24 protein-coding genes are annotated in these 13,143 nt (G+C 67.0%); 23 read left to right on the top strand and 1 reads right to left on the bottom strand.

The features are described from left to right. The first annotated feature begins 13 nt into the window (after positions 1–13). From rpsS to AC4FS1_RS09155, 19 genes are all read left to right on the top strand, one after another. Entirely contained in the window at positions 14–295 is a 282-nt protein-coding gene (gene rpsS / locus AC4FS1_RS09245) for a 30S ribosomal protein S19 (RefSeq protein ID WP_147911206.1), read from the top strand. A 26-nt stretch (positions 296–321) separates the two neighbouring features. Continuing rightward, the gene (rplV, locus tag AC4FS1_RS09240) at positions 322–729 is read left to right on the top strand and encodes a 50S ribosomal protein L22 (RefSeq protein ID WP_491154401.1); all 408 of its coding nucleotides are present in this window, start codon (positions 322–324) and stop codon (positions 727–729) included. Beyond that, positions 729–1,499, top strand: a complete 771-nt coding sequence (gene rpsC, locus AC4FS1_RS09235) for a 30S ribosomal protein S3 (RefSeq protein WP_491154399.1) — start codon at positions 729–731, stop codon at positions 1,497–1,499. Before rplV ends, rpsC begins: the two co-directional genes overlap by 1 nt. Next, positions 1,499–1,918 (top strand): 50S ribosomal protein L16, encoded by a 420-nt coding sequence (gene rplP, locus AC4FS1_RS09230; protein ID WP_400852303.1) that lies wholly within the window; start codon positions 1,499–1,501, stop codon positions 1,916–1,918. The genes rpsC and rplP overlap by 1 nt, the downstream gene beginning before the upstream one ends. After that, positions 1,918–2,229: a 50S ribosomal protein L29 gene (rpmC, locus tag AC4FS1_RS09225; protein WP_491154397.1), complete on the top strand. Its 312-nt coding sequence runs from the start codon at positions 1,918–1,920 to the stop codon at positions 2,227–2,229. Before rplP ends, rpmC begins: the two co-directional genes overlap by 1 nt. Beyond that, positions 2,229–2,564, top strand: a complete 336-nt coding sequence (rpsQ, locus tag AC4FS1_RS09220; protein ID WP_491154396.1) for a 30S ribosomal protein S17 — start codon at positions 2,229–2,231, stop codon at positions 2,562–2,564. The genes rpmC and rpsQ overlap by 1 nt, the downstream gene beginning before the upstream one ends. Before the next feature lie 4 nt (positions 2,565–2,568). Beyond that, entirely contained in the window at positions 2,569–2,937 is a 369-nt protein-coding gene (rplN, locus tag AC4FS1_RS09215) for a 50S ribosomal protein L14 (RefSeq protein WP_484510406.1), read from the top strand. 2 nt (positions 2,938–2,939) lie between these two features. Beyond that, positions 2,940–3,299 (top strand): 50S ribosomal protein L24, encoded by a 360-nt coding sequence (gene rplX, locus AC4FS1_RS09210; RefSeq protein ID WP_491154394.1) that lies wholly within the window; start codon positions 2,940–2,942, stop codon positions 3,297–3,299. Between the two features lie 2 nt (positions 3,300–3,301). Then, the gene (rplE, locus tag AC4FS1_RS09205; protein ID WP_491154392.1) at positions 3,302–3,892 is read left to right on the top strand and encodes a 50S ribosomal protein L5; all 591 of its coding nucleotides are present in this window, start codon (positions 3,302–3,304) and stop codon (positions 3,890–3,892) included. Between the two features lie 74 nt (positions 3,893–3,966). Beyond that, positions 3,967–4,365: a 30S ribosomal protein S8 gene (gene rpsH / locus AC4FS1_RS09200; protein ID WP_491154390.1), complete on the top strand. Its 399-nt coding sequence runs from the start codon at positions 3,967–3,969 to the stop codon at positions 4,363–4,365. A gap of 6 nt (positions 4,366–4,371) precedes the next feature. After that, complete coding sequence (gene rplF, locus AC4FS1_RS09195; protein WP_491154388.1) at positions 4,372–4,908, top strand: 50S ribosomal protein L6; 537 nt, start codon at positions 4,372–4,374, stop codon at positions 4,906–4,908. A gap of 2 nt (positions 4,909–4,910) precedes the next feature. Next, a complete protein-coding gene (gene rplR, locus AC4FS1_RS09190) occupies positions 4,911–5,270 on the top strand; it encodes a 50S ribosomal protein L18 (RefSeq protein ID WP_491154387.1) in 360 nt (119 codons plus the stop codon). After that, positions 5,267–5,971, top strand: coding sequence for a 30S ribosomal protein S5 (gene rpsE, locus AC4FS1_RS09185; RefSeq protein WP_484510412.1), 705 nt, complete (start codon positions 5,267–5,269; stop codon positions 5,969–5,971). The genes rplR and rpsE overlap by 4 nt, the downstream gene beginning before the upstream one ends. Next, positions 5,971–6,156 (top strand): 50S ribosomal protein L30, encoded by a 186-nt coding sequence (rpmD, locus tag AC4FS1_RS09180; RefSeq protein WP_135063347.1) that lies wholly within the window; start codon positions 5,971–5,973, stop codon positions 6,154–6,156. The genes rpsE and rpmD overlap by 1 nt, the downstream gene beginning before the upstream one ends. Next, entirely contained in the window at positions 6,156–6,710 is a 555-nt protein-coding gene (gene rplO, locus AC4FS1_RS09175; protein WP_491154385.1) for a 50S ribosomal protein L15, read from the top strand. The genes rpmD and rplO overlap by 1 nt, the downstream gene beginning before the upstream one ends. Positions 6,711–6,816: 106 nt before the next feature. Beyond that, positions 6,817–8,136: a preprotein translocase subunit SecY gene (gene secY / locus AC4FS1_RS09170; RefSeq protein ID WP_491154383.1), complete on the top strand. Its 1,320-nt coding sequence runs from the start codon at positions 6,817–6,819 to the stop codon at positions 8,134–8,136. Further along, on the top strand, positions 8,136–8,738 hold the full coding sequence (locus AC4FS1_RS09165; RefSeq protein ID WP_491154381.1) for an adenylate kinase: 603 nt from the start codon (positions 8,136–8,138) through the stop codon (positions 8,736–8,738). Before secY ends, AC4FS1_RS09165 begins: the two co-directional genes overlap by 1 nt. 1 nt (position 8,739) lies before the next feature. Then, positions 8,740–9,582: a type I methionyl aminopeptidase gene (map, locus tag AC4FS1_RS09160; RefSeq protein ID WP_491154380.1), complete on the top strand. Its 843-nt coding sequence runs from the start codon at positions 8,740–8,742 to the stop codon at positions 9,580–9,582. 2 nt (positions 9,583–9,584) lie between these two features. Next, complete coding sequence (locus AC4FS1_RS09155; protein ID WP_491154378.1) at positions 9,585–10,277, top strand: DsbA family protein; 693 nt, start codon at positions 9,585–9,587, stop codon at positions 10,275–10,277. Positions 10,278–10,399: 122 nt separating this feature from the next. Here AC4FS1_RS09155 and AC4FS1_RS09150 read toward each other — a convergent pair whose 3' ends face one another. Next, positions 10,400–11,362: a hypothetical protein gene (locus AC4FS1_RS09150; protein ID WP_491154376.1), complete on the bottom strand. Its 963-nt coding sequence runs from the start codon at positions 11,360–11,362 to the stop codon at positions 10,400–10,402. Between the two features lie 363 nt (positions 11,363–11,725). Between AC4FS1_RS09150 and infA the strand changes: the two genes are divergently transcribed. The 4 genes from infA to rpsK all read left to right on the top strand — a co-directional run bounded on the left by infA (position 11,726) and on the right by rpsK (position 13,116). Continuing rightward, complete coding sequence (gene infA, locus AC4FS1_RS09145) at positions 11,726–11,947, top strand: translation initiation factor IF-1 (RefSeq protein WP_028496510.1); 222 nt, start codon at positions 11,726–11,728, stop codon at positions 11,945–11,947. Between the two features lie 60 nt (positions 11,948–12,007). Continuing rightward, positions 12,008–12,124, top strand: a complete 117-nt coding sequence (gene rpmJ, locus AC4FS1_RS09140; RefSeq protein WP_005050492.1) for a 50S ribosomal protein L36 — start codon at positions 12,008–12,010, stop codon at positions 12,122–12,124. A gap of 178 nt (positions 12,125–12,302) precedes the next feature. After that, a complete protein-coding gene (gene rpsM / locus AC4FS1_RS09135) occupies positions 12,303–12,677 on the top strand; it encodes a 30S ribosomal protein S13 (protein WP_491154371.1) in 375 nt (124 codons plus the stop codon). Positions 12,678–12,717: 40 nt separating this feature from the next. Next, the gene (gene rpsK / locus AC4FS1_RS09130) at positions 12,718–13,116 is read left to right on the top strand and encodes a 30S ribosomal protein S11 (RefSeq protein ID WP_023954078.1); all 399 of its coding nucleotides are present in this window, start codon (positions 12,718–12,720) and stop codon (positions 13,114–13,116) included. Positions 13,117–13,143 lie beyond the last annotated feature (27 nt).

Here is a 13,143-nt window from a genome sequence, read left to right as displayed (position 1 = left end):
GTAGGAACAGAAGATGCCACGCAGTCTTAAGAAGGGCCCCTTCGTCGACGAGCACCTGCTTCGCAAGGTCGTGTCGCAGAACGAAGCGGGAACCAAGAACGTCATCAAGACCTGGTCACGTCGCTCGATGATCATCCCGGCCATGCTGGGTCACACCATCGCAGTGCACGACGGTCGCAAGCACATCCCTGTGTTCGTGACCGAGACCATGGTCGGTCACAAACTGGGCGAGTTCGCCCCCACCCGCACCTTCCGCGGCCACGTGAAGGACGACAAGAAGGGCCGCCGCCGCTGACGCGGTGGCGCTGAGAGGAGAGAGAAATGGTGGAGTCCATCGCACGTGTGCGACACATCCGCGTGACCCCTCAGAAGGCTCGTCGTGTCGTCGCGCTCATCAAGGGGAAGCAGGCCGAAGAGGCTCTGGCGATCCTGAAGTTCGCGCCGCAGAGCGCGAGCGAGCCGATCTACAAGCTCGTCGCCTCGGCGATGGCGAACGCTCGCGTCACGGCCGACAAGACCAACGAGTACCTGGATGACGCCGACCTGTACGTGGCCAACGCGTACGTCGACGAGGGCACGACGCTCAAGCGTTTCCAGCCCCGCGCCCAGGGTCGCGCATTCCAGATCAAGAAGCGCACGAGCCACATCACGGTCGTGCTCTCCACGCCGGCGGTCGCAGACGCTGCGACCGGCGCCGACGCCGGCACCACAAAGAAGGCGAGCAAGTAATGGGACAGAAAGTCAACCCGTACGGCTTCCGCCTCGGTATCACCACGGACCACGTGTCGCGGTGGTTCTCCGATTCGACGAAGCCGGGCCAGCGTTACGCCGACTACGTGGCCGAGGACATCAAGATCCGTCAGCTCCTGAAGACGCAGCTCGACCGCGCCGGTGTGAGCAACATCGAGATCGAGCGCACCCGTGACCGGGTCCGCGTCGACATCCACACCGCCCGCCCGGGCATCGTGATCGGCCGCCGTGGAGCCGAGGCCGAGCGCATCCGTGCCGACCTCGAGAAGCTCACCGGCAAGCAGATCCAGCTGAACATCCTCGAGGTGAAGAACCCCGAGGCCGACGCTCAGCTGGTCGCGCAGGGCATCGCCGAGCAGCTCTCCGCACGTGTGGCGTTCCGCCGCGCGATGCGCAAGGGGCTGCAGGGCGCGCAGCGCGCCGGCGCCAAGGGCGTCCGCATCCAGGTCTCCGGCCGCCTCGGCGGCGCCGAGATGAGCCGGTCGGAGTTCTACCGTGAGGGCCGTGTGCCGCTGCACACGCTTCGCGCGAACATCGACTACGGCTTCTACGAGGCGAAGACCACCTTCGGCCGCATCGGCGTGAAGGTCTGGATCTACAAGGGCGATCTCACCAACAAGGAGCTCGCACGCGAGCAGGCCAGCGCGCCGAAGTCCCGCGGTCGTGACGACCGTGGCGACCGTGGCGACCGCCGTCCGCCGCGGGCACCCCGCAACGAGGCCCCCGTGGCAGAAGGAGCGCCGGCGTAATGCTCATCCCCCGCAAGGTCAAGTTCCGTAAGCAGCACCACCCGGGACGCTCGGGTCAGGCCACCGGTGGCACGAAGGTCTCGTTCGGCGAGTTCGGCATCCAGGCCCTCACCCCCGCGTACGTGACCAACCGTCAGATCGAGTCCGCTCGTATCGCGATGACCCGTCACATCAAGCGCGGCGGCAAGGTGTGGATCAACATCTACCCCGACCGACCCCTCACCAAGAAGCCCGCCGAAACCCGCATGGGTTCCGGTAAGGGTTCGCCGGAGTGGTGGGTCGCCAATGTCAAGCCGGGCCGCGTCCTGTTCGAGGTCGCGGGCGTCAACGAGGAACTCGCTCGTGAGGCGCTGACCCGTGCCATCCACAAGCTGCCCCTGAAGGCACGCATCATCAAGCGCGAGGAGGGCGACGCGTAATGGCGATCGGCACCAAGACGCTCGCACCCAGCGAGCTCGACACGTTCGAAGACTCCCGTCTCGTGGAGGAGCTGCGCAAGGCCAAGGAAGAGCTGTTCAACCTGCGCTTCCAGTCGGCCACCGGGCAGCTCGAGAGCCACGGCCGCATCCGTGCGGTCAAGCGCGACATCGCGCGTCTGTACACCGTGATCCGCGAGCGTGAGCTCGGGATCCGTGCAACGCCCGCGCCTGTCGAGACCACGAAGGCGAAGAAGAGCAAGGCCAAGAAGGCGGACGCCGCTGACGAGGCCGTGAAGGAAGAGGCTGAGTGATGGCCACCACCAAGAAGACCGCTGAGGTCGCCCCCGAGCAGGCCGGTCACGAGAGCTCCGAGCGCGACGTCCGTGACGTCAACGCCCGTGGTTACCGCAAGGCCCGTCGTGGCTACGTCGTGAGCGACAAGATGGACAAGACCGTCGTCGTCGAGGTCGAAGACCGCGTGAAGCACCCGCTTTACGGCAAGGTCATCCGCCGCACCTCCAAGGTGAAGGCGCACGACGAGGCGAACGCGGCCGGCATCGGCGACCTCGTTCTCATCAACGAGACCCGTCCGCTCAGCGCCACCAAGCGCTGGCGCCTGGTCGAGATTCTCGAAAAGGCCAAGTGATCGCATGATTCAGAACGAATCCCGAATCAAGGTCGCCGACAACACCGGCGCCAAGGAGCTGCTCACCATCCGTGTGCTCGGCGGCTCCAACCGCCGGTACGCGGGCCTGGGCGACGTCATTGTCGCCACGGTCAAGGACGCCATCCCCGGCGGCAACGTCAAGAAGGGCGACGTCGTGAAGGCTGTCGTCGTTCGTGTCGTCAAGCAGACCCGCCGTCCCGACGGCTCTTACATCAAGTTCGACGAGAACGCCGCCGTGATCCTGAAGAGCGACGGGGAGCCCCGCGGCACCCGCATCTTCGGGCCGGTCGGTCGTGAACTTCGTGACAAGAAGTTCATGAAGATCGTCTCGCTCGCACCGGAGGTCATCTGATCATGGCGAAGATCAAGAAGGGCGACCTGGTTCAGGTCATCTCGGGCTCCAAGCCCGAGCGCGGCGGAGATCGCGGTAAGCAGGGCAAGGTCCTCGAGGTCCTCGTCGAGCAGAACCGCGTGATCGTCGAAGGCGTGAACTACGTCACCAAGCACACGCGCGTGGGTCAGACCCAGCGCGGCACCAAGACCGGTGGCATCGAAACCTTCGAGGCCCCCATCCACATTTCCAACGTCGCCCTCGTCGACCCCTCGACCAAGAAGCCGACCCGCGTCGGCCATCGTGTCGAGGAGCAGGTCAAGGATGGCGTCAAGCGCACGGTTCGCGTGCGCTTCGCGAAGAAGTCAGGCAAGGACCTCTGAATATGAGCACCGCGACTGCCGCGGCGGCTGGCAAGATCCAGCCCCGCCTGAAGCAGAAATACCGGAACGAGATTCAGCCGAAGCTGCAGGAAGAGTTCGGGTACACCAACGTCATGCAGATCCCCGGCCTGGTCAAGGTCGTGGTGAACACCGGCGTCGGTGAAGCCGCTCGCGACAGCAAGGTGATCGATGGTGCGGTCGACGACCTCACCAAGATCACCGGCCAGAAGCCGATCGTCACGAAGGCACGCAAGTCGATCGCGCAGTTCAAGCTGCGTGAGGGCCAGCCCATCGGCGCGCACGTCACCCTCCGCGGTGACCGCGCGTGGGAGTTCATCGACCGGCTCGTGAACCTGGCGCTGCCCCGCATCCGTGACTTCCGCGGCCTGTCGGACCGCCAGTTCGACGGCACCGGCAACTACACGTTCGGCCTCCAGGAGCAGGCAGTGTTCCACGAGATCGACCAGGACCGGATCGATCGGGTCCGCGGCTTCGACATCACGATCGTCACCACCGCGAAGACCGACGAAGAAGGCCGCTCGCTGCTGCGTCAGCTCGGCTTCCCGTTCCGCTCGGCCGACACCCAGGCCTAAGACCCCCACCCATTCATAGAAGGTCGTCTGTCGCGTAACGGCAGCCGAAACCTCATGATCGAAAGAAGCATCACATGACGATGACAGACCCGGTCGCAGATATGCTGACCCGTCTGCGCAACGCGAACTCGGCACACCACGACTCCGTGTCGCTGCCGAGCTCCAAGCTCAAGACTCACATTGCCGACATCCTCCAGCAGGAGGGGTACATCGCGGGATGGTCCGTTGAGGACGCCCGCGTCGGCCAGACGCTGACGCTCACGCTGAAGTACGGCCCGAACCGCGAGCGGTCGATCGCCGGCATCAAGCGCGTGTCGAAGCCCGGCCTGCGCGTGTACGCACGCTCGACCGAGATCCCCACGGTTCTCGGTGGCCTCGGCGTCGCCATCCTGTCCACCTCCTCCGGTCTGCTCACAGACCGCCAGGCCGAGCAGAAGGGCGTGGGCGGAGAAGTCCTCGCCTACGTGTGGTGATCTGACATGTCGCGTATTGGACGTCTTCCCATCGACATCCCCTCCGATGTCACCGTCACGGTGACCGGTTCGGATGTCGCCGTTCAGGGCCCCAAGGGTGAGCTGTCGCTCACCGTGGCGCGCCCCATCGAGGTCAAGGTCGAGGACAACCAGGTCTTCGTCTCCCGCCCCGACGACGAGCGCGAGTCCCGGTCGCTTCACGGCCTGACCCGCACGCTCATCAACAACAACATCATCGGTGTCACCCAGGGCTACACCAAGGGCCTCGAGGTCGTCGGCACGGGTTACCGCGTCGCCCAGCGCGGCGGCTCGGTCGAGTTCGCCCTCGGCTTCTCGCACCCCGTGCTCGTGGAACCCCCCGCCGGGATCACGTTCACGGTCGAGGGCAACAACCGCGTCACCGTGAGCGGCATCGACAAGCAGGCCGTCGGCGAAGCCGCGGCCAACATCCGCAAGATCCGCAAGCCGGAGCCGTACAAGGGCAAGGGTGTGCGGTACGCGGGCGAGGTCGTGCGTCGCAAGGCCGGAAAGAGTGGTAAGTAGCCATGGCTCTCAAGTCAAAGTCTGACGCCCGCAGCCGTCGTCACGGGCGCCTTCGCAAGAAGGTCGTCGGCACCGAGGTTCGTCCTCGTCTCGTCGTGACCCGCTCGGCGCGCCACGTCTTCGTCCAGCTGGTCGACGACAGCAAGGGCCACACCGTGGCCTCTGCATCCACCCTCGAGACGGACCTGCGTGCCCTCGACGGTGACAAGACCGCCAAGGCCCGCAAGGTCGGCGAACTCGTCGCCGAGCGCGCGAAGGCCGCCGGTGTCACCGACGTGGTCTTCGACCGCGGTGGCAACCGGTACGCAGGTCGCGTCGCCGCGATCGCCGATGGCGCCCGCGAAGGAGGGCTGAACCTGTGAGTGACAACAAGGAGACCGAAGTGACCGACGCGTCCCAGGCCGCACCGGCCACGGCCGAGACGGCCACGGCCGGCACGGCCGACGCCAGCCGCGAGCCTCGTGAGGCCCGCCGCGGCGGCCGCGAGCGCAACCCCAACCGTGGTGACCGTGGATCGCGCGACCGCAACGAGAGCCAGTTCCTCGAGCGCGTCGTGACGATCAACCGCGTGTCGAAGGTCGTCAAGGGCGGTCGTCGGTTCAGCTTCACGGCCCTCGTGGTCGTCGGAGACGGAAACGGTGTCGTCGGCGTCGGATACGGCAAGGCCCGCGAGGTGCCCCTGGCGATTTCGAAGGGCGTCGAAGAGGCCAAGCGCAACTTCTTCCGTGTCCCGCGCGTCGGCTCGACCATCCCGCACCCGGTGCAGGGTGAGGCCGCAGCCGGTGTCGTCCTGCTTCGTCCCGCGGCTGCCGGTACCGGTGTTATCGCCGGTGGCCCGGTGCGCGCCGTACTCGAGTGCGCCGGCATCCACGACATCCTGTCGAAGTCGCTCGGCTCGTCGAACACGATCAACATCGTGCACGCGACGGTCGCCGCACTGAAGCAGCTCGAGGAGCCCCGTGCCGTGGCCGCTCGCCGCGGCCTGGAGTACGACGCCGTCGTGCCCGGCATCATCATCCGCAACGAGGCCAAGGCCGCCGCTGCGGCGAAGGCAGGTGTCTGATGGCGAGCCGACTCAAGGTGACCCAGATCAAGTCCAAGGTGAGCGAGAAGCAGAACCAGCGTGACACGCTGCGCAGCCTCGGTCTCAAGCGGATCGGCGACGCTGTCGTCCGTCCCGACGACGCGCAGACGCGCGGCTACGTCAAGACCGTCGCCCACCTCGTCAAGGTTGAGGAGATCGACTGATGGCTGAAAACGAAACGGCGGCCGACAAGCCCGCCAAGAAGGCGCCGGCGCGCAAGCCCGCCGCCGCCAAGGCGACCAAGCCCGCCGCTGCGAAGACCGCTGCTCCCGCGACGCGCCCCGGCGTGCTCAAGGTGCACCACCTCCGGCCGGTCCCGGGTGCCCACACCGCGAAGACCCGTGTCGGTCGCGGTGAAGGCTCCAAGGGTAAGACCGCGGGCCGTGGCACCAAGGGCACCAAGGCCCGTTACTCGGTGCGGATCGGGTTCGAGGGTGGCCAGATGCCGCTGCACATGCGTACTCCGAAGCTGCGCGGGTTCAAGAACCCGTTCCGCGTCGAGTACCAGGTCGTGAATCTGGAGAAGCTCGCGGAGCTGTACCCCGCCGGTGGCGAGGTGACCGTCGGCGACCTCGTCGCCAAGGGTGCTGTGCGCAAGAACGAGAAGGTCAAGGTGCTCGGCACCGGCGACATCTCGGTGAAGCTGAACGTGACGGTCGACAAGGTCTCGGGTTCTGCCGAGCAGAAGATCGTCGCGGCGGGCGGCTCGGTCAACTGACCTCGCCTGCACCTCAGAGGGCCGGAGAGCGCTAGCCTCCGGCCCTCTGGGTTACCCTGGTTGTCTGTGCGCCTCTGCGCGCCGGAACCACTCTGGAGGAATCCACTTGTTCAGCGCCATCGCGCGGGTCTTCCGCACGCCTGACCTGCGTCGCAAGATCGCCTTCACCTTGGGCATCATTGCGATCTACCGGTTCGGCGCACACATCCCTACGCCGTTCGTGGATTTCCCCAACGTGCAGTCGTGCCTCGACCAGCAGGGCACCACTGAGGGCCTCCTGTCCCTGGTGAACCTGTTCTCCGGTGGCGCCCTCCTGCAGCTGTCGATCTTCGCGCTGGGCGTCATGCCCTACATCACCGCGACGATCATCGTGCAGCTGCTCCGCGTGGTCATCCCGCACTTCGAGACCCTTTACAAAGAGGGCCAGGCGGGCCAGTCCCGTCTGACGCAGTACACCCGCTACCTCACGATCGCCCTGGCGCTGCTGCAGTCGACCACGCTCGTCACGGTGGCACGCAGCGGGCAGCTGCTGGGCGTCGGTATCCCCGAGTGCGAGAACCTGCTCACCAACGACGTGTGGTGGGCGCAGCTGCTCATGATCATCACGATGACCGCCGGTACCGGCCTCATCATGTGGTTCGCCGAACTCGTCACCGAGCGCGGCGTGGGCAACGGCATGTCGATCCTCATCTTCACCTCGATCGCCGCGACCTTCCCGGCCGCCATGTGGTCGATCTGGCAGGCGCGCGGCTTCGAGGTCTTCCTCCTCGTGCTGGGCGTCGGAATCCTGGTCGTCGCTCTCGTGGTGTTCGTCGAACAGTCGCAGCGCCGCATCCCGGTGCAGTACGCGCGCCGGATGGTGGGGCGACGCACCTACGGCGGCACCAACACGTACATCCCGATCAAGGTGAACATGGCCGGTGTCGTGCCCGTCATCTTCGCCTCGTCGCTGCTGTACATCCCCGCGCTGATCGCCCAGTTCAACCAGCCGCAGGCGGGGCAGGAAGCCCCCGGCTGGGTGGTGTGGATCTCGCAGTACTTCACCACGGGCGACAACCCGCTGTACATGCTGGTGTACTTCCTGTTGATCATCGGGTTCACCTACTTCTACGTCGCGATCACGTTCAACCCGGTCGACGTCGCCGACAACATGAAGCGCTACGGCGGCTTCATCCCCGGCATCCGGGCGGGGCGCCCGACCGCGGAGTACCTCGACTACGTCCTCACCCGCATCACGCTGCCCGGGTCGATCTACCTCGGCCTCATCGCTCTGCTGCCGCTCATCGCCCTGGCCACGGTCGGTGCCAACCAGAACTTCCCGTTCGGTGGCGCGTCGATCCTGATCATCGTCGGTGTCGGTCTCGAGACGGTGAAGCAGATCGACGCGCAGCTTCAGCAGCGTCACTATGAAGGGCTCCTCCGCTGATGACCTCAGCCGCACGTCTGCTCATCGTCGGTCCGCAAGGATCGGGCAAGGGCACCCAGGGTGTCCGCATCGCCGAAGCGTTCGGCATCCCCGTGGTCTCGACCGGCGATGTGTTCCGCGCCAACGTCGCGGACGGCACGGAGCTGGGGACGCAGGTGAAGGAGATCATCGACTCGGGTCGCCTGGTTCCCGATGAGCTCACCAGCGCCGTGGTGCGCGACCGGTTGTCGAAGGAGGATGCCGCGAGCGGGTTCCTCCTCGACGGCTACCCCCGCAACCTCGCTCAGGTGCTGCAGCTCGACGACTTCCTCGAGGGGCGCGCGGAGACACTCGACGCGGTGATCGCTCTCGTCGTGCCGCGCGAAGTGTCGATCGAGCGGCTGACCAAGCGCGCCGAGGAGCAGGGTCGCGCGGACGACAGCGACCAGGCCATCGCTCACCGCCTGGCGATCTACGAGTCCGAGACGGCGCCGATCCTCGGCGTCTACGGCACCCGGAACATCGTCGACGAGATCGACGGGGTGGGGACGCTGGATGAGGTGACCGAGCGCATCTTCGCAGCGCTCGAGTCACGCGGCCTCGGTCGTTCGACCGCGGCCTGACGTGATCTTCCGCTCCTCCCTCTACAAGACCCCCGCGCAGCTGCGGGCCATGATCGAACCCGGCCTGATCACCGCGGCCGCGCTGGACGCGGTGCGCACGATGATCGCGCCGGGTGTGACGACGCTCGAGCTCGATGCCGAGGCATCCCGCGTCATCCGCTCGCGGGGCGCTCGCTCGAACTTCCAGCTCGTGCGCGGGTACCGGCATACTCTCTGCACCTCGGTGAACGAGCAGGTCGTGCACGGGATCCCCGGCGACCGCGTCCTGCAGGCGGGCGACCTCGTCTCGGTCGACGCGGGGGCGGAGCTGCAGGGGTGGAACGGCGATTCGGCCATCAGCGTCGTCGTGCCCGGGGATGCCCCGGCGGAGGTGGTGGCCGCGCGGCGGCGGCTGTCGGAGGTGACCGAAGGGTCGCTGTGGGCCGGGATCGCCGCGCTGGCGTCGGCGTCGCACCTGGGTGAGGTCGGTGCGGCCATCCAGGATCACATCGAGGCGCACAGTCCTTCGACGGGCGCGTACGGCATTCTGCGCGATTACGTGGGGCACGGCATCGGCCGCAAGATGCACGAGTCGCCGAGCCTGTTCAATTACCGCACGCCCGAGCCCGGCGCCGAGGTTCGTCCCGGACTGGCCGTCGCGATCGAGCCGATGGTGGTCGCGGGCGACCAGGAGACGTTCGTCGAGGACGACGGGTGGACCGTCTCGACCCTCGACGGGTCGGACGGCTCACACTGGGAACACAGCGTCGCGGTGCACGCTGGTGGCATCTGGGTGCTCACTGCGCCCGACGGCGGCGCGGAGCAGCTTGCCCCGTTCGGCGTGATTCCCAAGGAGATCGAGTAATCATGGCTGCGGAGCGCAAGGTCAACTGGTTCGCCATCGGCGTCACCGCCGCCGTGGTGGTCGTGCTCATCGGAGTCGCCGTCGCCGTGTGGTGGGGGAACGCCGTGGCGAACTCCGCCGGCGAGGCGCCGGACAGCCCCGTCGTGGATGCCTCCACCGGAGCGATCGCCGTCGGTGACGGCCCGGACACGGTGGACACCTACATCGACTTCATGTGCCCGATCTGCAACCAGTTCGAGCAGGCGTACGGTCCGACGCTCGAGGAGCTCGTCGCCGACGGCAGCATCACCCTCAACATCCACCCCATCTCGATCCTGGACCGCGCCTCGGACGGCACGGAGTTCTCGACGCGCTCGGCCGCTGCTGCGTACTGCGTCGCCGAGGACGCTCCCGATGCCGTGCTGCCGTTCGTGCAGGGGATGTTCGCGAACCAGCCGGAGGAGGGGTCGTCGGGCCTGACCGACGAGGAGATCATCGCGATCGCCCAGCAGGCCGGAGCTTCCGGCGATGTGGCCTCGTGCATCACCGACGGCACGTACACGCGCTTCGCCACGGCGATGACCCGCGAAACCCCCGAGCAGGAGGGCTCGCCCGGCATCTCGACGCCGACGATCGTGGTGAACGGCCAGGTGCTGGCGAACGCCACCGACCTGACCGGCGACCCCCAGGCCGACATCGTGGCCCGCCTGAATTAGCCCCCTCGTCCCTCCCGTCCCTCGTCCCTCCCGTCTCGTCCCTCGCACCCCCGGCGAGAAACGACATCCCGGACGAGAAACGGCGCGACGCGTCATGTCTCGTCCGGAACGTCGTTTCTCGCTCAGCGGGAGCGCGGATGGGGGCGGAGGGTCGCCAGCATCGGGTGCTGGGGAGCGAAGAGCTGCGGCACCCCGGCGTGCGTGAGGGCGGTGCAGAGGGGGGTGACGCGCGTCGCTCCGGCCAGATCCCAGCGGGCGAAACCGCGCTCGTAGCGTCGGAGGCGGTCTTCGCGCTGCTTCTCTTTGCGGATCCGTTGCGCCGCCTCCCCGGGGTCGGTCGTGTACTTGTCGTAGCCGTCGGATTCGCCGATCGCGCGGTACGTCGGCCAGTAGAAATCGGAGCGGTCCTCGAATCCCTCGTAGTGGAACACGTGCTGGAGCTGCGGGGGAGGGAAGCCGCTCCACTCCATCACGGCCCGGCTGACCGATTCGCCGACCGACTCCGCGCGACCATCCAGCCGGGGGAGTGCCCACCGCAGGCGCCTGCTCCCTCGGCCGTTCACCTGGGTGCCGGCGATCTGAGTCAGGAACTCCGGGCTCAGGATGGTCGGGAACGCACGCAGTGCGGCGTCACCGACGGCGAGTCCGAAGGCCGGTGGGAGGGCGCGGATGAGATCGACCGTGGTGTCGGCCGGGGACGTGAGGGAGATGCTCCCCGCACTGATCACGCGCGGGTCGGCGCTCGTGTGGACGGCCACGTCGCCGAACCGCTGCGATCGAGCCCGGCCGGGGTCGTACACGTGGATGTCGCGGGGCTCGCCGAACAACGGGAGGCCGAGGAGAGAAGCGGCGGATTCCAGGCAGAAGACCGCTCCCGGCGAGACCGACGCGAAGGCGTGCACTCGCGCCAGGTAGCGTTCCCAGGGTTTGAGTCCCTCCCACAGGTGGCGCGGCGCGTACACCCCGGGTCGTACTCTCACGCGGCGATCGTCGTTGCGGAGGCGCAACCCCGCGTCTTCGGCGTCCCGCGTGCGGAGGAGGGGAACGGGAGACGGTGCGAGCGTGTGACCGGAAAGAAGCAGCATCCCGCCATGGTGGGCCCGCGGATGCGCAGCATCCCCGCGCTCGCGCTTCCCCGTGGAGAACCCGCGCCATCCGCCCGCCGGGGAGGAGGAGTGCGTGCGCCCTCCACGCCCGCGAGAAACCACAATCCGGACGAGACAGGATGCGTCGCGCCGTTTCTCGTCCGGATCGTCGTTTCTCGCGGGACGAGGGCGGGCGAGGGCGGGGCGAGGGCGAGGGCGGACGGGCGAGGGCGGCTCTGGTTGCTGGACGGCGCAATACCACGTATGCTTGATCTTTGGTGCGTTGCGCCTCTATTGGCGTGTCACAGCACCGAACCCCATCCACCGCAGACCGACCGGTCTGCAACAAGCGATAGCGAGTATATGGCGAAGAAAGACGGTGTCATCGAGATCGAGGGTGTCATCTCCGAGGCCCTGCCCAACGCGATGTTCCGTGTTGAGTTGACCAACGGACACAAGGTGCTCGCCACGATTTCCGGCAAGATGCGGCAGAACTACATCCGCATCATCCCCGAAGACCGTGTCGTCGTGGAGCTCAGCCCCTACGACCTCACGCGGGGCCGAATCGTCTACCGCTACCGCTAAGACCGGTCGAGAAGTAACGGCCGCGCTCCGGCGCGGTACGAAGACAGCGAACAGGAAATCATGAAGGTCAATCCCTCCGTCAAGCCCATCTGCGATCACTGCAAGGTCATCCGCCGCCACGGCCGGGTGATGGTGATCTGCAAGAGCAACCCGCGTCACAAGCAGCGCCAGGGTTGACGTTCCGGCTGGGCGCGGCGGCTTAGCCGACGAGCCGCAGCCCTCACGACCACAACTGAACACATAACGGCAGGATCAGAACCCGCATCGGGGCAACCGGATGCGGGGGACACCTCGGGGCGGAGGCCCGGGCACCGATCCTGCTCCACACCTCCACGACACTCCTTTGGAGATCCGCATGGCACGTCTCGCCGGCGTCGACATCCCGCGCGACAAGCGCGTGGTCATCGCCTTGACCTACATCTACGGCGTTGGCCGTACCCGTTCGAACGAGATCCTCGCGGCAACCGGCATCGGCCCGGATGTTCGCGTCAAGGACCTTACCGACGACCAGCTCGTCGAGCTCCGCGACCACATCGAGGGCACCTACAAGGTGGAGGGTGACCTTCGCCGTGAGGTGGCCGCCGACATTCGCCGCAAGGTGGAGATCGGCTCCTACGAGGGCATCCGCCACCGTCGCGGCCTCCCTGTGCGCGGGCAGCGCACGAAGACCAACGCGCGTACCCGCAAGGGTCCGAAGCGCACGGTCGCCGGCAAGAAGAAGGCGCGCTAGGCTCCGCCGGCGCCCCAGGATTTAGGGAGAACCGCACACCATGGCACAGGCCAAGTCCGCTGCGCGCAAGCCGCGTCGCAAGGAGAAGAAGAACATCGCGTTGGGCCACGCCCACATCAAGTCGACGTTCAACAACACGATCGTCTCGATCACCGACCCGTCCGGCGCTGTCATCAGCTGGGCGTCTTCCGGTGGCGTGGGCTTCAAGGGCTCGCGCAAGTCCACCCCGTACGCCGCGGGCATGGCGGCCGAGTCCGCCGCCCGTCAGGCGCAGGAGCACGGCGTGAAGAAGGTCGACGTCTTCGTCAAGGGTCCGGGTTCGGGTCGCGAGACCGCGATCCGCTCGCTGACGGCCGCCGGCCTCGAGGTGGGGTCCATCCAGGACGTCACCCCGCAGGCGCACAACGGCTGCCGCCCGCCCAAGCGCCGCCGCGTCTGACCCAGTCCCCCTCTCTTCCACGCGGAT

This window comes from Microbacterium sp. Z12_35, from assembly GCF_058310475.1.
This window is presented reverse-complemented; position numbering and strand designations above follow the sequence as displayed.